General features: G+C 66.0%; 20 protein-coding genes. 15 read left to right on the top strand and 5 right to left on the bottom strand.

From position 1 onward, the window contains the following. Positions 1 to 2 precede the first annotated feature (2 nt). The 8 genes from secY to HIV01_RS08655 all read left to right on the top strand — a co-directional run bounded on the left by secY (position 3) and on the right by HIV01_RS08655 (position 6,746). Positions 3 to 1,367, top strand: coding sequence for a preprotein translocase subunit SecY (gene secY, locus HIV01_RS08690; RefSeq protein ID WP_200606496.1), 1,365 nt, complete (start codon positions 3 to 5; stop codon positions 1,365 to 1,367). A gap of 234 nt (positions 1,368 to 1,601) precedes the next feature. Further along, a complete protein-coding gene (gene rpsM, locus HIV01_RS08685) occupies positions 1,602 to 1,958 on the top strand; it encodes a 30S ribosomal protein S13 (RefSeq protein WP_200606494.1) in 357 nt (118 codons plus the stop codon). Between the two features lie 12 nt (positions 1,959 to 1,970). After that, the gene (gene rpsK, locus HIV01_RS08680; protein WP_055902370.1) at positions 1,971 to 2,363 is read left to right on the top strand and encodes a 30S ribosomal protein S11; all 393 of its coding nucleotides are present in this window, start codon (positions 1,971 to 1,973) and stop codon (positions 2,361 to 2,363) included. A 14-nt stretch (positions 2,364 to 2,377) separates the two neighbouring features. Then, entirely contained in the window at positions 2,378 to 3,007 is a 630-nt protein-coding gene (gene rpsD / locus HIV01_RS08675) for a 30S ribosomal protein S4 (protein ID WP_200606492.1), read from the top strand. Positions 3,008 to 3,025: 18 nt separating this feature from the next. Then, on the top strand, positions 3,026 to 4,024 hold the full coding sequence (locus HIV01_RS08670; RefSeq protein WP_158733575.1) for a DNA-directed RNA polymerase subunit alpha: 999 nt from the start codon (positions 3,026 to 3,028) through the stop codon (positions 4,022 to 4,024). Between the two features lie 199 nt (positions 4,025 to 4,223). Then, a complete protein-coding gene (gene rplQ, locus HIV01_RS08665; RefSeq protein ID WP_200606488.1) occupies positions 4,224 to 4,598 on the top strand; it encodes a 50S ribosomal protein L17 in 375 nt (124 codons plus the stop codon). A 107-nt stretch (positions 4,599 to 4,705) separates the two neighbouring features. Continuing rightward, positions 4,706 to 5,239, top strand: a complete 534-nt coding sequence (locus HIV01_RS08660) for a disulfide bond formation protein B (protein ID WP_245156957.1) — start codon at positions 4,706 to 4,708, stop codon at positions 5,237 to 5,239. Between the two features lie 118 nt (positions 5,240 to 5,357). After that, on the top strand, positions 5,358 to 6,746 hold the full coding sequence (locus tag HIV01_RS08655) for a class II 3-deoxy-7-phosphoheptulonate synthase (protein WP_200606486.1): 1,389 nt from the start codon (positions 5,358 to 5,360) through the stop codon (positions 6,744 to 6,746). Between the two features lie 124 nt (positions 6,747 to 6,870). Here the strand turns inward: HIV01_RS08655 and HIV01_RS08650 are convergent, their stop codons facing one another. The 3 genes from HIV01_RS08650 to typA all read right to left on the bottom strand — a co-directional run bounded on the left by HIV01_RS08650 (position 6,871) and on the right by typA (position 10,932). Beyond that, on the bottom strand, positions 6,871 to 8,502 hold the full coding sequence (locus HIV01_RS08650) for an amidase (RefSeq protein WP_425600270.1): 1,632 nt from the start codon (positions 8,500 to 8,502) through the stop codon (positions 6,871 to 6,873). Between the two features lie 90 nt (positions 8,503 to 8,592). Next, on the bottom strand, positions 8,593 to 9,063 hold the full coding sequence (locus HIV01_RS08645; RefSeq protein ID WP_207527148.1) for a DUF2127 domain-containing protein: 471 nt from the start codon (positions 9,061 to 9,063) through the stop codon (positions 8,593 to 8,595). Positions 9,064 to 9,102: 39 nt separating this feature from the next. Beyond that, positions 9,103 to 10,932 (bottom strand): translational GTPase TypA, encoded by a 1,830-nt coding sequence (gene typA / locus HIV01_RS08640; RefSeq protein ID WP_200606482.1) that lies wholly within the window; start codon positions 10,930 to 10,932, stop codon positions 9,103 to 9,105. A 216-nt stretch (positions 10,933 to 11,148) separates the two neighbouring features. Between typA and HIV01_RS08635 the strand changes: the two genes are divergently transcribed. The 7 genes from HIV01_RS08635 to HIV01_RS08605 all read left to right on the top strand — a co-directional run bounded on the left by HIV01_RS08635 (position 11,149) and on the right by HIV01_RS08605 (position 19,359). After that, positions 11,149 to 11,655 (top strand): peptidylprolyl isomerase, encoded by a 507-nt coding sequence (locus HIV01_RS08635; protein ID WP_158733568.1) that lies wholly within the window; start codon positions 11,149 to 11,151, stop codon positions 11,653 to 11,655. 237 nt (positions 11,656 to 11,892) lie between these two features. Further along, entirely contained in the window at positions 11,893 to 13,098 is a 1,206-nt protein-coding gene (locus HIV01_RS08630; RefSeq protein ID WP_207527147.1) for an aminotransferase class I/II-fold pyridoxal phosphate-dependent enzyme, read from the top strand. 57 nt (positions 13,099 to 13,155) lie between these two features. Further along, positions 13,156 to 14,142, top strand: a complete 987-nt coding sequence (locus tag HIV01_RS08625) for a malate dehydrogenase (protein WP_200606480.1) — start codon at positions 13,156 to 13,158, stop codon at positions 14,140 to 14,142. A 138-nt stretch (positions 14,143 to 14,280) separates the two neighbouring features. Next, positions 14,281 to 16,179, top strand: a complete 1,899-nt coding sequence (prpE, locus tag HIV01_RS08620) for a propionate--CoA ligase (RefSeq protein ID WP_200606479.1) — start codon at positions 14,281 to 14,283, stop codon at positions 16,177 to 16,179. A gap of 97 nt (positions 16,180 to 16,276) precedes the next feature. Then, positions 16,277 to 17,161: a methylisocitrate lyase gene (gene prpB / locus HIV01_RS08615; RefSeq protein WP_200606478.1), complete on the top strand. Its 885-nt coding sequence runs from the start codon at positions 16,277 to 16,279 to the stop codon at positions 17,159 to 17,161. Between the two features lie 310 nt (positions 17,162 to 17,471). Then, the gene (gene prpC, locus HIV01_RS08610; protein ID WP_200606477.1) at positions 17,472 to 18,623 is read left to right on the top strand and encodes a bifunctional 2-methylcitrate synthase/citrate synthase; all 1,152 of its coding nucleotides are present in this window, start codon (positions 17,472 to 17,474) and stop codon (positions 18,621 to 18,623) included. Positions 18,624 to 18,816: 193 nt separating this feature from the next. Next, positions 18,817 to 19,359: a hypothetical protein gene (locus HIV01_RS08605; RefSeq protein ID WP_200606476.1), complete on the top strand. Its 543-nt coding sequence runs from the start codon at positions 18,817 to 18,819 to the stop codon at positions 19,357 to 19,359. A 60-nt stretch (positions 19,360 to 19,419) separates the two neighbouring features. On the opposite strand, the gene HIV01_RS08600 is transcribed toward HIV01_RS08605, so the two are convergent. After that, the gene (locus tag HIV01_RS08600; protein WP_200606475.1) at positions 19,420 to 20,031 is read right to left on the bottom strand and encodes a glutathione S-transferase family protein; all 612 of its coding nucleotides are present in this window, start codon (positions 20,029 to 20,031) and stop codon (positions 19,420 to 19,422) included. A 129-nt stretch (positions 20,032 to 20,160) separates the two neighbouring features. Continuing rightward, entirely contained in the window at positions 20,161 to 20,619 is a 459-nt protein-coding gene (locus tag HIV01_RS08595) for a cell wall hydrolase (protein WP_158733560.1), read from the bottom strand. Positions 20,620 to 20,946: the final 327 nt, after the last annotated feature.

Below are 20,946 nucleotides of genomic sequence, written 5' to 3'. Positions count from 1 at the left end.
AGATGGCGCGCAGCGGTAGCAATGCAGTTGCCGGTATCGGTGGCGGGCTCGGGAAGTTCACCGAGCTCCGTCAGCGCCTGCTGTTCGTCGTCGGTGCCCTGATTGTCTACCGCATCGGTTGCTACATCCCGGTGCCGGGCGTCAATCCGGAGGCGATGCTCCAGTTGATGGAGACCCAGAAGGGCACGATCGTGGACATGTTCAACATGTTCTCCGGTGGTGCCCTGCATCGCTTCAGCCTGTTCGCACTCAATGTCATGCCGTACATCTCGGCATCGATCATCGTGCAGCTGCTGGTGCAGATCGTGCCGAGCCTGAAGGCCATCCAGAAGGAAGGCGAGTCGGGCCGTCGCAAGATCAACCAGTGGTCGCGCATGGGTGCGATCCCGCTGGCCGTGTTCCAGGCCTGGGGCATCGCCACGGCCCTCCAGGCCGGCGGCGCCAGCCAGGGCATCGCGGTGGTCTACAACCCGGGTCCGGGCTTCATCCTGACCGCGGTGATCGCGTTGACCGCGGGCACCATGTTCCTGATGTGGCTGGGCGAGCAGGTCACGGAGCGGGGTATCGGCAACGGCGTCTCGCTGATCATCTTCTCGGGCATCGTCGCGGGCCTGCCCGCCGCCGTCATCGGCATGTTCGAGCAGATCCGCAACGGCGACATGAGCGCCCTGGTCGCAATCGCGGTCGTCGCCATCGTGGTGGGCTTCACCTACTTCGTGGTGTTCGTCGAGCGGGGCCAGCGCCGGATCACGGTCAACTACGCCCGTCGTAGCGGCGGTCGCAGCGCCTACCAGAACCAGTCCTCGTTCCTGCCCCTGAAGCTGAACATGTCGGGCGTGATCCCGGCCATCTTCGCCTCGAGCATCGTGATGTTCCCGGCGACGGCGGCGAACTGGTTCAGCCAGGGCAACTCCGGTTCGACCCTGCACCGCGTCAGCCAGTGGCTGAACCCGGGCGAGCCGCTGCACATGATCCTGTATGCGGGTCTGATCGTCGGCTTTGCGTTCTTCTACACCGCACTGGTGTTCAACTCGCAGGAAACGGCCGATAATCTCAAGAAGTCGGGCGCGCTGATCCCGGGCATCCGTCCGGGCAAGTCGACCGCCGACTATATTGATGGTGTGCTGACCCGCCTGACGGCGGCCGGCGCGATCTACCTGGTCCTCGTGTGCCTCCTCCCGGAGGTCATGCGTACCGAACTGGGCACCTCGTTCTACTTCGGCGGCACCTCGCTGCTGATCGTGGTCGTGGTTGTCATGGATTTCATCGCCCAGATCCAGGCTCATCTGATGTCCCATCAGTACGAGAGCCTGCTGAAGAAGGCGAACTTGAAGGGCGGCTCGCGCGGCGGTCTCGCGCGCGGGTGAATCCGGACCGTTCCGCGCGCCAGAGTAGCGCGCGGGGCCGGGGCAGGGCAGTTCACCGCCTTGTCCCAGCCAGTCCAGATTCGTCGCCGGAGCATGGGCACACTCCCCATGCCGGGCTTTGCTGCGCCTTCGGGCGCGGTAGGGCTTCCTATTAACCCGAGACCTTAGTATACTTTCCAGTTCACTCCGCCGGGATTAATCCGTCCTGGCCGCCAATCAGTTGGAGATCGCGTTATGGCGCGTATTGCGGGCGTCAATCTGCCTGCCCAGAAGCATGTCTGGGTTGGGCTCCAGAGCATTTACGGCATTGGCCGTACCCGTTCCAAGAAGGTCTGTGTCTCGGCTGGCGTCACCGCCACCACCAAGATCCGTGACCTTTCCGAGCCGGAAGTCGAGCGCCTGCGCGCCGAAGTCGGCAAGTACGTTGTCGAGGGCGACCTGCGTCGCGAAATCGGCATCGCCATCAAGCGTCTGATGGACCTGGGCTGCTTCCGCGGCCTGCGTCACCGTCGCGGCCTGCCGCTTCGCGGCCAGCGCACCCGGACCAATGCACGTACCCGCAAGGGCCCGCGCAAGGCCATCAGGAAGTAAGGGACACAGACCATGGCTAAGCCGGCTGCTGCCAAAACCAAGAAGAAGATCAAGCGCGTCGTCACCGACGGCATCGCTCACGTCCACGCTTCTTTCAACAACACCATCATCACGATCACCGACCGCCAGGGCAACGCGCTCTCGTGGGCGACCTCGGGCGGCGCGGGTTTCCGCGGTTCCCGCAAGTCGACCCCGTTCGCCGCCCAGGTGGCTGCCGAAAAGGCAGGCCGTGCTGCGCTCGACTACGGCGTGAAGTCGCTGGAAGTGCGCATCAAGGGTCCGGGTCCGGGCCGTGAGTCCGCCGTTCGTTCGCTGAACAACGTCGGTTACAAGATCATGAACATCATCGACGTGACGCCTATCCCGCACAACGGGTGCCGTCCGCCGAAGAAGCGTCGCGTCTGAGGAGCTGAAGAAAAATGGCTCGTTATATTGGTCCCACCTGTAAGCTCGCTCGTCGCGAAGGCGCCGACCTCGGCTTGAAGTCGTCCGCTCGCGCACTTGATTCCAAGTGCAAGCTCGAGCAGAAGCCCGGCCAGCATGGCCCGACCGCCCGCAAGGGCAAGCTGTCCGATTACGCCACCCAGCTTCGCGAGAAGCAGAAGGTCAAGCGTATCTACGGTCTGCTGGAGCGTCAGTTCCGCAACTACTACAAGAAGGCCTCGACCAAGAAGGGCAACACGGGTGAAAACCTGCTGCAGCTCCTCGAGACCCGCCTTGACAACGTCGTCTACCGCATGGGTTTCGCGGTGACGCGTCCGGCCGCCCGCCAGCTGGTTTCGCACCGCGGCGTCACGGTCAACGGCAAGTCGGTCAACCTGCCTTCGTACCAGGTCAAGGCTGGCGACGCGATCGCGCTGGCCGAACGCGCCCAGAAGCAGCTCCGCGTGCAGGAATCCCTGACCGTGGCGCAGCAGATGGACCTCTCGCCGTCGTGGGTTGAAGTCGACAGCAAGAAGTTCGCTGGTGTGTTCAAGGCTGTTCCGGATCGTGCTGACCTGCCGCAAGACATCAATGAAGCGCTGATCGTCGAGCTGTACTCGAAGTAATCCAGGAGACGCCACAACATGACGGTTACCGCAAACCAGGTGCTGCGCCCGCGCGGCCCCCAGATCGAACGCCTTACGGGCAACCGTGCCAAGGTCGTGATCGAGCCGCTGGAGCGTGGCTATGGCCACACCCTCGGCAATGCGCTGCGCCGCGTGCTGCTGTCGTCGATCCCGGGCTTCGCAATCACGGAAGTCGAGATCGATGGCGTGCTGCACGAGTACACCACGGTCGAAGGCCTGCAGGAGGATGTCCTCGAGGTTCTGCTGAACCTCAAGGACGTCGCCATCCGCATGCACACCGGCGAGTCGGCGACCCTGTCGCTCGCCAAGCAGGGCCCCGGCATCGTCACCGCCGGTGACATCAAGACCGACCATAACGTCGAGATCCTCAACACCGAGCATGTGATCGCGCACCTGACCAAGGACACCGCGCTCAACATGCGTCTGAAGATCGAGCGTGGTTTCGGCTACCAGCCGGCCGCCGCTCGTCGTCGCCCGGACGAGGAAACCCGCGCCATTGGTCGCCTGATGCTGGACGCCAGCTTCTCGCCGGTCCGCCGCGTCGCGTATGCCGTTGAAGCGGCCCGCGTGGAGCAGCGCACCGACTTGGACAAGCTGGTTCTCGACATCGAGACCAACGGCACGATCGACGCAGAGGAAGCCGTCCGCACTGCGGCCGACATCCTCACCGACCAGCTGTCGGTGTTCGGCGACTTCACCCATCGCGATCGCGGTGCGGCGAAGCCGGCCACCAGCGGCATCGACCCGATCCTGCTGCGTCCGATCGACGACCTCGAGCTCACCGTGCGTTCGGCCAACTGCCTCAAGGCCGAGAGCATCTACTACGTCGGCGATCTGATCCAGAAGACCGAAGTGGAGCTGCTCAAGACGCCGAACCTCGGCAAGAAGTCGCTTACCGAGATCAAGGAAGTCCTCGCCCAGCGCGGTCTTTCGCTCGGCATGAAGCTGGAAAACTGGCCGCCCGCTGGCATCGCCCAGCACGGCATGATGGGCTGAGCGTAACGCTCGGTTCCAGAACAGGCCGCACCTCCCGGTGCGGCCTGTGTTCTTGCAAGTAGTAAGACACCGACGAGCCTGAAGGCTCGCGGCAAGCCGGCCACGGAGGGTCGGTTCGGGCCACCCGCAGTCCACTGTGTCAGCGCCTGGATGGCGACAGCGAAGTTCAACGACTCAACATTCATCAGGAATCACGACCATGCGCCACCAGAAAGCCGGCCGTAAGTTCAGCCGCACCAGTGCACACCGCGATGCCATGTTCACCAACATGGCGGCCTCGCTGATCAAGCACGGCCTCATCCGCACCACCCTGCCCAAGGCCAAGGAGCTGCGTCGCGTTGCCGAGCCGCTCATCACCCTGGCCAAGGTTGATGGCGTTGCCAACCGCCGCCTTGCCTTCTCGCGCCTGCGCGACAAGGAAGCCGTGGGCACGCTGTTCACCACCCTGGGCCCGCGTTACCAGTCCCGTCCGGGCGGCTACCTGCGCATCCTCAAGTGCGGTTTCCGCGCTGGCGACAATGCGCCGATGGCCTACGTCGAGCTGGTCGACCGTCCGGAAGCCGCTGCGGAGTAATTCCCGCGCGCAAAGTTTTGAGCAGAACCCCGGCCCGGTGCCGGGGTTTTTGCTTTTTGGCGCTGCGACCGACGGTGCATCGACTGCGGCGAACCGACTGGCTGCGCATGCACATCGCCGTTAAGCTTGGCGGCATGACCAATGCCATCCTGCGCGGCTCGTTCCGCATCCAGTTCCTGCTCGGATTCCTCGCCTGCGCCGGCCTGTTGGGCTTCGCGTTCTACCTCCAGCTCCATGACGGTCTCGAACCGTGCCCGCTGTGCATCTTCCAGCGCGTCGCGTTCTTCGTGATGGGCCTGGTGTTCCTGCTCGGTGCATTGCACGCGCCCAAGGGCGCGGGTGGTCGACGCGGTTACGGTGTCGCGGCCCTGCTGGCCGCACTCGGTGGCATCGCGGTCGCCGGCAATCACGTCCGCCTGCAGCATCTGCCGCCGGACCAGGTGCCGTCGTGCGGTCCGGGCCTGGACTACATGCTCGAAGCGATGCCGATCACCGGCGTGATCCGCAAGGTGATGACCGGTTCGGGCGAGTGCGCCAATGTCGACTGGTCGTTCCTCGGCCTGTCGATGCCGACCTGGAGCCTGGTGTGGTTCGTGCTGTTGGCGATCTGGGCCGGATACGCGGCCTTTCGTCGTCGCTGACGGCGTTATCCCAGGTATCCCGGGCCCATCGGGGCGTACTCCTCGGTTGCCGCTGTAACGGTTGCAGCACGAGGGGTGAGCGCCCATAGTGGTTCGCCGCATTGCAGCATTCCGTGTCATGCCCAGCCCAGATCGCAATCTCCGTGCCGTGAACCTGCCCGCTGACTGGGCCCCCCAGTCGTGGCGCAACCGAACCGCGATGCAGTTGCCGCAGTATCCGGATGCGGCCGCACTCGAGTCGGCGCTGGCCGAACTGCGCGACCTGCCGCCGCTGGTGACGTCGTGGGAGATCCTGTCGCTCAAGCAGCAGCTGGCCGAGGCACAGGAGGGCAAGCGTTTCCTGTTGCAGGGTGGCGATTGCGCCGAGAGCTTCTCGGCCTGCAACTCCGGAGTCATTTCCAACCGCCTCAAGGTGCTGCTGCAGATGAGCCTGGTGCTCGTCCATGGCATGCGCAAGCCGGTGGTGCGCGTGGGCCGTTTCGCCGGCCAGTACGCCAAGCCGCGTTCGACCGACACCGAGACGATCGGTGAGGTGACGTTGCCGAGCTACCGCGGCGACATGGTCAACGCGCCGGAGTTCACCGCCGCCGCGCGCGCGCCGGATCCGCGCCGGATGATCAAGGCGCATGCGCGTTCGGCGATGACGATGAACTTCGTCCGCGCGCTGATCGACGGCGGTTTCGCCGACCTGCACCACCCCGAATACTGGAACCTCAGCTGGGTCGGCCATTCCGAACTCGCCGAGGAATACCGGCGCATGGTTACCGCGATCGGCGATGCGGTCCGCTTCATGGAGACGCTGTCGGGCGCGGAGGTGCACAACCTCAATCGCGTCGACTTCTACACCTCGCACGAAGCGTTGCTGCTGCCGTACGAAGAGTCGCTGACGCGGCAGGTGCCCCGTCACTGGGGCTGGTTCAACCTCAGCACCCATTACCCGTGGATCGGCATGCGTACCGCTGCGGTCGATGGCGCCCATGCCGAGTACTTCCGCGGCATCCGCAACCCGATCGCGCTGAAGGTCGGCCCGTCGGTGACGCCGGACCAGCTGCTGCGCACGATCGACCTGCTCAACCCCGAGGACGAGCCGGGCCGCCTGACGTTCATCCATCGCATGGGTGCGAGCGGCATCGCCGAGAAGCTGCCGCCGCTGCTCGATGCGGTGCGCCGCGACGGGCGTCGCGTGCTGTGGGTATGCGACCCGATGCACGGCAACACCGAGAGCACCAGCAACGGCTACAAGACGCGTCGCTTCCGCAACATCCGCAGCGAGCTGGAGCAGTCGTTCGAGTTGCACGCCGCGGCCGGTACGCGCCTGGGTGGCGTGCACCTGGAACTCACCGGCGAGGATGTCACCGAGTGCCTGGGTGGCGCGCGCGAACTGACCGAGAGCGATCTGGAGCGGGCGTACATGTCGACGGTCGATCCGCGCCTGAATTACGAGCAGGCGCTGGAGATCGCGATGCTGATCGTGCGCAAGCAGGCGCAGATCGCGGCGCCGGCGTAAGGTTTCTCGCCGTCATCCCGGCGAAAGCCGGGATCCATGTCAAGGCAACGTCCCTGGGTTCCCGCAGGGATGACGCGCAAGCGCAAGGTGGGTCCCGGCTTTCGCCGGGACGACGAGCCGGGCCTCAGCCCTTGGTCTTTCCGAGCGCTACCGTCGCCAGGAACTGCGGCGCCTTGCGCACCTTGGTCTTCTGCTCGAACGCATACGCCAGTTCGATCAGGCGCGGTTCGCTCGAGGCCGGGCCCATGAAGATGATGCCGATCGGCAGGCCGAAGCTGTCGCCCATCGGCACGGTGATGCTGGGCGTTCCGGCCACCGCAGCGGCGCCGTAGCCTTCGCCGAGGAAGTGGTCGCCGTTGACCGGGTCGATCAGCCACGCCGGCGCGGTGGCAGGTGCGATAACGGCATCGAGGTTGTTCGCCGTCAGCGTCGCTTCCAGGCCTTCGGCGCGGGCGAGGCGGCGGGCCTTGCTGCGTGCCTCGATGTAGCCGATCTCGTCGAGCGCGCCCTTGGCCTGCGCGCGTTCGAACAGCTCCTGGCCGAAGTAGGGCATTTCCTTGCCGGCATTCTTGCGGTTGTAGTCGATCAGGCCGGCCAGCGACGTCACCTGCGCGCCGCTGCGCGACAGGTAACCGTCGACGCCGTGCTTGAATTCGTACAGCAGCACGTCCATTTCCGGCTCGTTCCAGCTGCCCGCGCCGGCGATCTCGACGTCGACGACTTCGGCGCCGGCCTTGCGCATGGTCTCGATGCTGCGCTCGAGCGCGGCGTCGGCATCGGGGTGGAAGCCCATCGACTTGCGCAGCACGCCGATCCGGGCGCCGCGCAGGCCGTCGGCGTTGAGCCGGGCGTGGTAGTCGAACATCGCCCGGCCGGTGCTTTCGGCGGTCGCCGGGTCGGCGTCGTCGCGACCGACGATCGCCGACAGCAGCACCGCCGCATCGGCGACGCTGCGCGCCATCGGGCCGGCGGTGTCCTGGCTGTGCGAGATCGGGATGATGCCGTTGCGGCTGACCAGGCCGACGGTCGGCTTGATGCCGACCAGGCCGGCGACCGAGGAAGGGCAGATGATGCTGCCGTCGGTCTCGGTGCCGATCGCGGCGGCAGCCAGGCTGGCGGCGATGGCGCTGCCGCTGCCGGAACTGGAGCCGCACGGCGAGCGGTCGAGCGCGTACGGGTTGCGGGTCTGGCCACCGCGCGCGCTCCAGCCGGAGCTCGAGCGCGAGGAGCGGAAGTTGGCCCATTCGCTGAGGTTGGTCTTGCCGAGGATCACCGCGCCGGCTTCGCGCAGGCGTGCGACCAGGAAAGCGTCGGTGCGCGGGTGGTGCGAGGCGAGGGCAAGCGAGCCGGCCGAGTTCACCATCGGCGTGGCGTCGATGTTGTCCTTGAGCAGGATCGGCACGCCGTGCAGCGGGCCGCGGACGCGACCGGCCTTGCGCTCGGCATCGCGCGCGTCGGCTTCCTTGAGTGCATTGGGATTGGTCTCGATCACCGCATTGAGTCGCGGGCCGGCATCGTCGATGGCGGCGATCTGGTCGAGGTAGGCCTGGGTCAGCGCATGGCTGCTCAGTTCGCCGCGCTCCATGCGTGCCTGCAGTTCGGCGATGCCGACCTCGGCGAACGCGAAGCGGGCAGGCGCGGGACCGGCATTCGCCGATGCCACCGCCACAGCCGGCTTGGACGCAGCCACACCCGCGTCAGGCGCGTCAGCGCGTTGGCAGGCAGGCAGCAAGGCGATCATCATCGCCACGGACAACGTCTTGGTTACAGGCAAAGAGCGCATTGCGATTCCCCGGTCGCGGATGGCCGTCGCCGAGCATACGCGAAACTGAACCGCCGTCAGGCCCTATTGGCGACGCTTGAGCAGGTCGCGTGCCAGCACTGCGACGACGATCAAGTTGACGGCGAGGACCGCCCACGAGGTCCAGCCGGGGTGGTGGTACACGGCGTAGAGGTCCAGGGGCAGGTAGATCGCGGCGCTGATGCAGCCCAGCCAGGAGGCCCAGGCCTTGGCCCGCCACAGTCCCGAGGCCTCGAGCATGCGCAGCAGGCCGTAGGCGAGGACCACCGCGGCGGCCAGGTGCACGCCGTCGGGGTTGATGACCTTGTTCAACCAGGCGAGGGCGCCTTCGTTGGGGTCGAGCTGGAATCGGGCGATCAGCTCATGCAGCCAGCGCAGCAGGGGCGCCGGCCCGAGAAGTTCGAGGCCGCTGGCTGCCAGCAATGCCAGCAGTCCCTTGGCGGCCTCGAAGATCGCGATGACATGGAGACCCGGATGCGCGTGCGGATCCGGGTTGTAGTGCTGGGCGTCGGTCATGTTGGCGAGTCGACGCCCTGGTGCGTGCCGTCAGGAGACTCAGGCCGCGCGCGAGGCGCGCTTGCGGTCCGACTCGGTCAGGAACTTCTTGCGCAGGCGGATTTCCTTCGGGGTGACTTCGACCAGCTCGTCGTCCTCGATGAAGTCCAGGGCCTGCTCCAGCGAGTACTTGATCGCCGGGGTCAGCTTGATCGCATCGTCCTTGCCCGAGGCGCGCATGTTGGTCAGCGGCTTGGGCTTGATGGCATTGACCGTAAGGTCGTTGTCCTTGGAGTGGATGCCGATCAGCTGGCCCTCGTACACCTGGTCGCCTTCGGCGGCGAACAGGCGGCCGCGCTCTTCCAGCGGTCCGAGCGAGTAGGCCGGGGTGGTGCCGGCGGCATTGGCGATCATCACGCCGTTCTGGCGCTTGGCGATCGCGCCGGTTTCCTTCGGACCGTAATGGTCGAACACGTGGAACAGCAGGCCCGAGCCCTGGGTCAGGGTGCGGAACTCGTTCTGGAAACCGATCAGGCCACGGGCCGGGATCATGTAATCAAGGCGCACGCGACCCTTGCCGTCGGACTCCATGTTCTTCAGCTGGCCCTTGCGGATGCCCAGCTTTTCCATGACGCCGCCCTGGTGCTGCTCTTCGATGTCGACCACCAGCTGCTCGACCGGCTCCATCATCTGGCCGTCGATTTCCTTGATGATCACTTCCGGACGCGACACGGCCAGCTCGAAGCCTTCGCGGCGCATGTTCTCGATCAGCACCGACAGGTGCAGCTCGCCACGGCCGGAGACCAGGAACTTGTCCGGGTCGGAACCTTCCTCGACCTTCAGCGCGACGTTGTGCAGCGTCTCGCGCTCCAGGCGCTCGCGCAGCTGGCGGCTGGTCAGGAACTTGCCACCGCTGAGTTCCTTGTTGCCGGCGAACGGCGAGTTGTTGACCTGGAAGGTCATCGAGATGGTCGGCTCGTCGACGGTCAGCGCCGGCAGCGCTTCCGGGAAGTCGAGGGCGCAGACGGTGTCGGAGATCGACAGGTCGGCGACGCCGGAGATGGCGACGATGTCACCGGCCTCGGCTTCCTCGGTCTCCAGGCGCTCCAGGCCCATGAAGCCCAGCACCTGCAGGACCTTGCCCTGGCGCTTCTTGCCTTCGCGGTCGATCACGCTGACCGGCATGTTGCGACGGACCTTGCCGCGCTGGATGCGGCCGATGCCGATCAGGCCGACGAAGTTGCTGTAGTCCAGCTGGCTGATGCGCATCTGGAACGGGCCGTCCATGTCGACCTGCGGCGGCGCGACGTGCTTCATGATCGCTTCGTAAAGCGGGGTCATGTCGCCATCGCGGGCGCTGTCGTCGAGGCTGGCGTAGCCGTGCAGCGCCGAGGCGTAGACGATCGGGAAGTCGAGCTGCTCGTTGGTGGCGCCGAGCTTGTCGAACAGGTCGAACACCTGGTCGATGACCCAGTCAGGACGGGCGCCCGGACGGTCGATCTTGTTGACGACCACGATCGGCTTGAAGCCCATCGCGAACGCCTTCTGGGTGACGAAGCGGGTCTGCGGCATCGGGCCGTCCATCGCGTCGACGAGGATCAGCACCGAGTCGACCATCGACAGCACGCGCTCGACCTCACCGCCGAAGTCGGCGTGGCCCGGGGTGTCGACGATGTTGATGCGGTTGCCCTGCCAGGTGATGGCGGTGTTCTTGGCAAGGATCGTGATGCCACGTTCCTTTTCCTGGTCATTGCTGTCCATCGCGCGCTCGGCCAGCACCGTGCGTTCGGACAGGGTGCCCGACTGCTTGAGCAGGCAGTCGACGAGAGTGGTCTTGCCATGGTCGACGTGGGCGACGATGGCGATATTGCGGAGGCGTTCGATGGACATGCGAAAAGGCCGGCAGACCGGCACTCGGGCGAGGAGGTAGCCGGGCATTATACCTGTCAATGATTACCTCTGCCTGTTCAGGTGGAGGCTCTGCAAGTACCCTTGTCTATTGGCCCGGACGCCGCCATCTGAACGGCAAGTCTGAACGCTTTTGCGACTTTCCCCCCGCTTTTGCCTAGCCCCACCCAACTGCCCCACGTCCCAGGAGACGGATTCATGAGCCTGATCGCCACCTTCGACACCGACCGCGGTCCGATCCGCATCGAACTCGCCGCCGACAAGGCGCCGCTGACGGTCGCCAACTTCGTCAACCTGGCCCAGCGCGGCTTCTATGACGGCCTGAGCTTCCACCGCGTCATCAACGATTTCATGGTCCAGGGCGGCTGCCCGCTGGGCACCGGCACCGGCGGCCCCGGCTACCGCTTCGAGGACGAGGCCCGCAATGGCCTGAGCCACGAGCGCGGCGTGCTGTCGATGGCCAATGCCGGCCCGGGCACCAATGGCAGCCAGTTCTTCATCACCCACGTCCCGTGCCCGTGGCTGGACGGCAAGCACACCGTCTTCGGCAAGGTGCTGGAAGGCCAGCAGATCGTCGACAGCGTCAAGCAGGGCGACACGATCAAGTCGGTCAAGATCGAGGGCGATACCGCTGCCGTGCTGGCCGCCAAGGCTGACCGCGTAGCGGAATGGAACAAGACGCTGGACCAGAACGCCCGCCCGTAAGGCGGCGTCTGCCGACTGCGTGAAGGCGCCCGCTCCGGCTTTGCCGGGGCGGGCGTTTGCCTTTTGGGGCCATCGCTCGTGGGCTGTGTCTGGGCTTCCCGGGCCGTCCGGCGGACGTTCTGACTCATCCCTGCAACGAGGCGGCGGGCGCCTCCGTGCTAACATTTCGCGGCTCGATGGCGGCTGGTTCTCGTGCCGCCCACAGCGACCCCACATCGACTCCCAGAGGTTCCCGCGATGCCCCAGCTTGCCCGGCGCATCGGTCGCGCCAAGCCCAGCGCGATCATGCAGGTTGCCGAGAAGGCCAAGCGGCTCAAAGCCGAAGGCCGCGACATCATCAGTTTCTCGATTGGTGTTCCCAACTTCCTCCCCGGTGACCATGTCTATGCCGCGGCGCGTGATGCGCTGAGCAAGGACAGCGGCCAGTACGGCAGCAATCGCGGCGCGGACGCGATGCTCGATGCTTTCATCGAGCACATGGCGAAGATCGGCCTGACCGGCTACGGCCGCGTCAACATCGCCACCGGCATCGGCGCCAAGCACGTCATCTACAACCTCGCCGAAGCGCTGCTCGACGAAGGCGACACGATCGTCTTCCCGACGCCGTACTGGACGAGCTATCTCGACATCGCCGACATCGTCAACGCGAAGATCGACCTGCTGCCGTGCCCGGCCTCGCAGGACTACAAGCTCACCCCGGCGCAGCTCGACGTCGCGCTGGCGAAGAAGCCCAAGGTCTTCCTGTTCAACAATCCCTCGAACCCGACCGGCATGGTCTATTCGAAGGAAGAGATCGACGCGCTGGCCGACGTCGTTGCCAAGTACCCGGACACCTGGGTCATTACCGACGACATCTACAACCGGATGGTGTTCGACGGCCTGGGCTACCACAACTTCGTGCACGCCCGTCCGGAACTGCGCGAGCGCGTGATCTTCATCGACTCGCTGTCCAAGACCTACGGCATGCCGGGTTGGCGCGTGGGCTTCATGGCCGGTCCGGAAGCGGTCGCGCAGTCGATCGTGACGATGAACTCCAACCACATCACCAACATCCCGGAGATCGTCAGCGCCGCTGCGGTCGCCGCGCTGTCGGGTCCGCAGGACGTGCCGACGGCCAAGTGCGCCGAGTTCGAGGCCAAGCGCGACCAGGTGATGGCGGTGATGGATTCGATCCCGGGTGTGATCTGCCCGCGTCCGCAGGGCGCGTTCTACGTGTTCCCGGACATCAGCGTCGCCTTCGGCAAGACCCACGGTCCGACCGGTACGAAGATCGGCAACGACGTCGACTTCTGCAATGCGCTGCTGGAAGCCAAGGGCGTGGCCTGCGTGCCGGGTTCGGCGTTCGGCGAGCCGCGCGCCCTGCGCATCAGCTACACCTGTCCGACGCCGCAGCTCGCTCCGGGCCTGCAGCGTTTCCAGGAATTCTTCGCAGAGCTTTCCTAAATTTCGTGATCCATTGCGGGGCGCCGGTCGCCCCGCTTTTCATTTCAGGAGTTACCCATGAAGACCCCCGTCCGCGTTGCCGTTACCGGTGCTGCCGGCCAGATCGGCTACTCGCTGCTGTTCCGCATCGCTTCCGGCGAAATGCTCGGCAAGGACCAGCCCGTCATCCTGCAGATGCTCGAGCTGCCGATGGAGAAGGCCCAGGCCGCGCTCAAGGGCGTGATGATGGAGCTGGAAGACTGCGCGTTCCCGCTGCTGGCCGGCATGGTCGGCACCGATGACGCCGAGGTCGCGTTCAAGGACGCCGACATCGCCCTGCTGGTCGGCGCGCGTCCGCGCGGCCCGGGCATGGAGCGCAAGGACCTGCTGCTGGAGAACGCCAAGATCTTCACCGCCCAGGGCGCCGCGCTGAACAAGGTCGCTTCGCGCAACGTCAAGGTGCTGGTCGTCGGCAACCCGGCCAACACCAATGCCTACATCGCCATGAAGTCGGCGCCGGACCTGCCGGCGAAGAACTTCACCGCGATGCTGCGCCTGGACCACAACCGCGCGCTGTCGCAGCTGGCTTCCAAGGCCGGCGTGGCCGTGGCCGACATCGAGAAGCTGGTCGTGTGGGGCAACCACAGCCCGACCATGTACCCGGACTACCGCTTCGCCACGGTCAACGGTGCCTCGCTGAAGGACAAGATCAACGACGCCGACTGGAACGCCAACACGTTCATCCCGCAGGTCGCCAAGCGCGGCGCGGCGATCATCGAGGCGCGTGGCCTGTCGTCGGCCGCTTCGGCTGCCAACGCCGCCATCGACCACATCCGTGACTGGGTGCTGGGCAGCAACGGCAAGTGGGTGACGATGGGCGTGCCGTCGGACGGCAGCTACGGCATTCCGGAAGGCGTGCTTTACGGCGTGCCGGTGACCACCGCCAACGGCGAGTACACCCGCGTCGAAGGCCTGCCAGTCGACGAGTTCAGCCGCGCGGCCATGGACAAGACGCTGGCCGAGCTGGAAGAAGAGCGCGCCGGCGTTGCCCACCTGCTGGGTTGATTGATTGCTGCCGGCTGCGTGCCGGTTGCGCTGAAAAGGCGGCCTTCGGGCCGCCTTTTTTTGGTTATCGACCAAGGTCGTAACGCTTCCTTCCGCCGCTGGTACTAGCCTCGACGGGATAGCCGTGGAGGTGCCGCGATGGGTTACGAGGAGTTCTACCGCCGCTCGATCGAACAGCCCGAGGAGTTCTGGGCCGAGCAGGCGAGGGCGATCCACTGGCACAAGCCGCCGCAGCAGGTGCTCGACTACTCCAACCCGCCGTTCCGCAAGTGGTTCGCCGGTGGCGAAACCAATCTTTGCTACAACGCGGTCGATCGCCACCTCGGCGAACGCGGCGAACAGCTGGCGCTGGTCGCGATCTCGTCTGAAACCAACCTCACCCGCGAAATCAGCTACCGCGAACTGCACGCCGAAGTGAACACCTTCGCCGCCGTGCTCAAGTCGCTGGGTGTCGGGCGTGGCGACCGCGTCGTGATCTACATGCCGAACATGGCCGAGGCGGTGTTCGCGATGCTCGCCTGCGCACGCATCGGTGCGGTGCATTCGGTCGTGTTCGGCGGGTTCGCCGCGCACAACCTGGCGCTGCGCATCGACGACGCCAAGCCGAAGCTGTTGATATGCGCCGACGCCGGCATGCGCGGCGGCAAGGTCATCGCCTACAAGCCGCTGGTCGATGCCGCCTGCGAGGAGGCGGCATCGCCGCCGCCGCACGTGCTGGTCGTCAGTCGCGGGCTCGATCCGGGATACAACATCGTGGAAGGTCGCGATGTCGATTACGCCGTGTTGCGCGCGAAGCATGAAGGCGCGCGGGTCGAGGTCGAGTGGCTTGAATCGAACGAGCCCAGTTACCTGCTCTACACCTCAGGCACCACCGGCAAGCCCAAGGGCGTGCAGCGCGATGTCGGTGGCTATGCGGTGGCGATGGCGCTGTCGATGTGGTCGATCTACGACGTGCGCGCCGGCCAGGTGATGTTCTCGACGTCCGATGTCGGCTGGGCGGTCGGGCATTCGTACAACGTCTACGGCCCGCTCATCGCCGGCGCGACATCGGTGCTGTACGAAGGCCTTCCGACCAACCCGGATCCGGGCATCTGGTGGCGCATCTGCGAGCAGTACGGCGTGCGCACGATGTTCTCCTCGCCGACCGGCATCCGCGTGCTGAAGAAGCAGGATCCATCGTGGCTGACGAAGCACGATCTGTCGAAACTGCACTGGTTGTTCCTCGCCGGTGAGCCGCTCGACGAGCCGACCGCGCACTGGATCACCGACGGCATCGGCAAGACCATCATCGACAACTACTGGCAGACCGAAACCGGTTGGCCGGTGCTGTCGCTGATGCCGGGCCTGGACCTGAAGCCGGTGAAGTTCGGCTCGCCCGGCCTGCCGACGCCGGGCTACAAGCTGCGCGTGATCGACGACAACAGCGGTGACGACGTGGCGCCGGGGCAGAAGGGCGTCCTGGTGATCGAACCGCCGCTGCCACCGGGGTGCCTGACCACGGTGTGGAACGACGATGCCAGGTTCCTGTCGAGCTACTTCAGTCATTTCAAGCAATTGGTATATAGCTCCCTCGACTGGGCGATCCGCGACGAGGACGGCTACACCTTCATCCTCGGCCGCACTGACGATGTCATCAACGTCGCCGGTCATCGCCTGGGTACGCGCGAGATCGAGGAGTCGTGCTCGACCCATCCCAGCGTCGCCGAGGCGGCGGTGATCGGCGTGCATGACGAGCTAAAGGGGCAGGTGCCGGTGGTGTTCGCCACGTTGAAGCAGGCCCTGGGCGGCGAGTCCGCGGCGGAGGCGGCGGCGAGCATGCAGCAGCGGGTGGTCGAGCAGCTGGGCGGGGTGGCCCGGCCGGCGCGGGTGTATGTCGTCAACGCCTTGCCCAAGACGCGATCGGGCAAGTTGCTGCGGCGCTCGCTCCAGGCGTTGGCCGAGCACCGCGACCCGGGCGACCTGTCGACCCTGGATGATCCGGGGGCGCTGGAAGAGGTGCGGCGGGCGCTGGAGCGGGGGGCGGACTCGGGCAACTGATCCGGGCAACTGAGTTATCAAATCGCGACATGCCGGTGAAGGTGTCCGACGCTCTCCCCCGAGGTGGCCTAAAATGCCCCTTCAACCAGGAGATGACATGACTTCGCAAGCCTCCGCCGGTGCTCGTTTCCGCGCCGCCGTTTCTGAAGAATCCCCGCTGCAGGTGATGGGTGCCATCACTGCCTACGCCGGCCTGATGGCCAAGCGCGTGGGTTACAAGGCGCTGTACCTGTCCGGTGGCGGCGTCGCCGCCAACTCGCTCGGCGTGCCGGACCTGGGCATCAGCACGATGGAAGACGTGCTCACCGACGCGCGCCGCATTGTCGACGCCACGCAGATGCCGTTGCTGGTCGACATCGACACCGGCTGGGGCGGCGCGTTCAACATCGGCCGCACCATCAAGTCCTTCATCAACGTCGGCGTCGCCGCCGTGCACATGGAAGACCAGGTCGGCCAGAAGCGTTGCGGCCATCGCCCGGGCAAGGAAGTGGTGCCGACTTCGGAAATGGTCGACCGCGTGAAGTCGGCCGTCGATGCGCGCACCGACAGCAGCTTCGTGATCATGGCCCGCACCGATGCGGCCGCGGTCGAAGGCATTGATTCGGCGATCGAGCGCGCCTGCGCCTACGTCGAAGCCGGCGCCGACATGATCTTCCCCGAGGCGATGAACACGCTCGAGGATTACCGCCGCTTCAAGGCCGCGGTGAAGGTGCCGATCCTGGCCAACCTGACCGAGTTCGGTTCCACTCCGTTCTTCACCACCGACGAGCTGCGCGAGGCCGGTGTCGACATCGCCCTGTACTGCTGCGGCGCCTATCGCGCCATGAACAAGGCGGCGTTGAACTTCTACGAGACGGTGCGCCGCGAAGGCACGCAGAAGAGCCTCGTGCCGACGTTGCAGACGCGCGCGGAGCTCTATGACTACCTGGGCTACCACGCGTACGAAGACAAGCTCGACGCGCTGTTCGCGCGCGAGAAGTAAGCAAAGGATGGAAGTGGTCGGCCGACGGAGCGTACAGGGCCTCGACGTTGAGTCCCCCTGTCCCTATCTCCGCCGGCGCGTCCGTCCGCCTTGCGACCGTAACGGGCGCGATACTGGCCCGCCACGGTCGCGTGCGACCTGCCCGTCGCAACTTGGCTTTACCCCCCTGCTGTAGCGCCACGATCCGCGGCTGCCAGCGCGTTTTTCGCAATGCTCCGCAACTTTTCCCGCGTTATCCCTGAGAACGACGGCCCCTGGCGGGACCGGACAAAAAATCCACCGCCAACGTGGCCGAATGAGGAGACAAGCAATGAGTGACTCGGCACAGATCCTGCCCAAGGCCAAGAAATCCGTCGCCCTGAGCGGCACCGCCGCGGGCAATACCGCCCTGTGCACCGTCGGCCGCAGCGGCAACGACCTGCATTACCGCGGCTACGACATCCACGACCTGGCGACCAAGTCGACCTTCGAGGAAGTCGCGCACCTGCTCGTGCACGGCGTATTGCCGACGGTGTCGCAGCTCAAGGCCTACAAGGCCAAGCTCAAGCGCCTGCGCGGCCTGCCGGCGATCGTCTCCGAAGCGCTCGAGCTGGTGCCGGCCAACGCGCATCCGATGGACGTGCTGCGCACCGGCTGCTCGGTGCTGGGCACCGTGCTTCCCGAGCGCGAAGGCCATCCGGCCGCAGAGGCGCGCGACATCGCCGACAAGCTGATCGCGAGCTTCGGTTCGATGCTGATCTACTGGTGGCACTTCACCCGCAACGGTCGTCGCATCGATGTGGAGACCGACGACGACAGCGTCGCCGCGCACTTCCTGCATCTGCTGCACGGCGAGCCGCCGAGCGCGCTGCATGCCGACTCGCTCGACAAGTCGCTGATCCTCTACGCCGAGCATGAGTTCAACGCATCGACGTTCACCGCGCGCGTGATCGCCGGCACCGGTTCGGACCTGCATTCGTGCCTCACCGGCGCGATCGGTGCGTTGCGCGGTCCCAAGCACGGCGGCGCCAACGAAGTGGCGATGGACATCATCAGCCGCTACGGCAGCGCCGACGAGGCCGAGGCCGATATCCGCGCGCGCATGGAGCGCAAGGAGATCGTTATCGGCTTCGGCCATCCGGTGTACACCATCGGCGATCCGCGCAATCCGATCATCAAGGAAATCTCGCGCAAGCTGTGTGCCGACGGCGGCAACCAGATGCTGTTCGACGTGTCCGAGCGCATCGAGAACCTGATGATGGACACCAAGAAGATGTTCCCGAACCTCGACTGGTACAGCGCATCGGCCTACCACATGATGGGAATCCCGACGCCGATGTTCACGCCGCTGTTCGTGATCGCGCGCACCACCGGCTGGAGCGCGCACGTGATCGAGCAGCGCGAGGACGGCAAGATCATCCGTCCGAGCGCGAACTACGTCGGTCCGGAAGATCGCGCCTACGTGGCGATCGACAAGCGCTGAGCAACACGCAAGACCCTCCCCCTGAGCGGGGGAGGGACAGGCCGCAGCGCGGCGAGGGCGACGGGCAGGGCAGCGAACTGCCCGCCCGGACCCCCGCCTTTCGTCTGATACCCCCCTTCAGGCCATCCTCCGGCGCGCCGCCCATGGCATAGTCGGCCACGCCTTTTCGTGGCCGATGGTTTTAGGGGAAGCCATGCGCGATGACGAAGTGCCGAACAAGACCGATGCCGGGCGCGATGAGATCCAGCAGCGCACGCGCAAACTGCCCAACGTATTGCGTTCGATCCTGCTGCTGGTCGATGGCCAGCGCAGCGCCGGGCAACTGCGCGAGGTGATCGCTGGTTTGCGTGGGCCGCCTGACGGGCTCGAGCAGCTGCGCGCGCTGGGGCTGGTCGACGTGCCGCAGACGATGGCGGCCGTTGCGGCTGCGTCGATTCCCGGGCGGGTGACGGGACAATTCTTCACTGCCGCGGTAACGACAGCCATGGGCCCCGGACCGGTGGCCGACGGCGGCAGCGGCGGCGGTTACGCCCCGCTGTACACGCAGATGTCCGAGACCGTGCGCGAGCACCTGGGCCTGCGCGGCTACTTCCTGCAGCTCAAGATCGAGCGCTGCACCGATGTGGATGAGTTGCTGGCGTTGTTGCCGGACTTGAGCTCGGCCCTGGCCAAGACCCACAGCGTCGGCTTTGCCGGCGAGATGGAGCGACGCCTGCGCTCGCTGGCGACCGCCTGAGGCATCGCGCGGATCGCAGCGAAGGACCTGCCTTGAGCGCAGGTCCCCGCTTCATGGGACTCAGGCGAGCCCTTCGTCCTTCAGTGCCTTCTGCACGCCGGGGTCGGCGTCCATGCGCTGGCGGAAAGCCGCCAGGTTGGCCAAGCCGCCCAGGTCGATTCCCAGGCCATCGGCCCAGCGCAGGGTGATGTAGAGGTAGGGGTCGGCGAAGCTGCGGAAGCCGGCCAGCCACTGCTTGCCGGCCAGCTGCTTGTCGGCGGACTCGAACAGGCTGCGCACGCGCTTGCGCGCGGTGGCCCTGACGGCGTCGTACTGGCCCTCGTCTTCGATGAAGGCGGCCGGTCCGAACAGCGGCTTGAACGCCGGGTGCAGGTCGGAGTTGACGAAGGCCAGCCAGCGGGCGGCTTCGCCGCGCTGGCGCGCGCTGCCGTCACCGGCGAGACCGGCCTCGGGATACGTGTCGGCGATGTAGCCCATGATCGCCGCGTTCTGGGTCAGCACGAAGTCGCCGTCGACCACCGCCGGCACGGCGCCGGTGGGATTGATGGCGAGGTAGGCGGGCGCCTTCATCGAGTCCTTGTCCAGGATCTCGTACTCGAACGGCTGGCCGGTCCACTCCAGGGCGATGTGGTCGGCGGTCGAACAGGCGCCGGGCTTGGTGTAGAGCTTCATTGCGAACTCCGCGGGGGCGTGGGGGCTGTTGAATCCACCACTATCGCCGACTCGTCCCGCGTGCTCAACGCCACGGCTGCAACACTCCGTGGAGCGGCTTGCAGCGCAAGCCGCTTCCTCAACCGTGCCTCAGGTCCGGCGCGGCTTCAACGACTGCACCTTGTAGAAGGTGTGGTCGCCGATCGTGGCCACCTGGTAGGCGGTGCGCCAGCTCGGGCTGGCGATCGCGTGGGCGGCGAAGTGGCTGGCGCCGGGCACGATCTCCTTGCGCTGGCCGGGCGGCAGGGCCCAGTTACGCTCGGCATCGAGAGCCACGGTGACGGCCTCGCCCCACGCCTCGGTGTTGGTCAGGCGCGTGCCTGGGGCCACCAGGGTCGGCGCGAACTGCTTGCGGGCCGTGACCACGTCACAGACCGTGTTGCCCCACAGGCCGCTGTCACGGCGGCGCAGGGCCACTTCAGCCACCGCCTTCTGGCCGCGCACGGACTGGTCGCGGGCTTCCAGGTAGACGGTGGTGCTCAGGCACAGCGAATCGGCGGTTTGTGGCGGAAGCACAGAGGCCAGCCACAGGATCCAAGCCAGTTTCATCTAATCGGACTCCTTGCTCCGTTGCGCCGTTCCGCAGCGCTGTCGCCGTCCCTGTTGGGAAACACGGCAACTGCGGCGCGAACCGGCATGGCGTACTGGGGAGGGCAGCGGGCTCTGCGGCACGCTTTTGCCCCTTCACCTAAACCGCGCAAAGGCGCGGGCGGTGTGGGTCGCCACCAAGGGGGTGGCTGAAAAGTTGGCGCAAGGTAGCGGCGGAAGTATAAATGCCAGCTGAATGGCTAATTCGTAACCATCGGATTGTCTTGGGTTTTTTATCTGAACAGGCGGCTGAAAGCCCCGTCCCGTGGGGCTCTCAGCGCTTGCGCA

It is taken from the genome of Lysobacter arenosi, from assembly GCF_016613475.2.
Taxonomy (GTDB): domain Bacteria; phylum Pseudomonadota; class Gammaproteobacteria; order Xanthomonadales; family Xanthomonadaceae; genus Lysobacter_J; species Lysobacter_J arenosi.
This window is presented reverse-complemented; position numbering and strand designations above follow the sequence as displayed.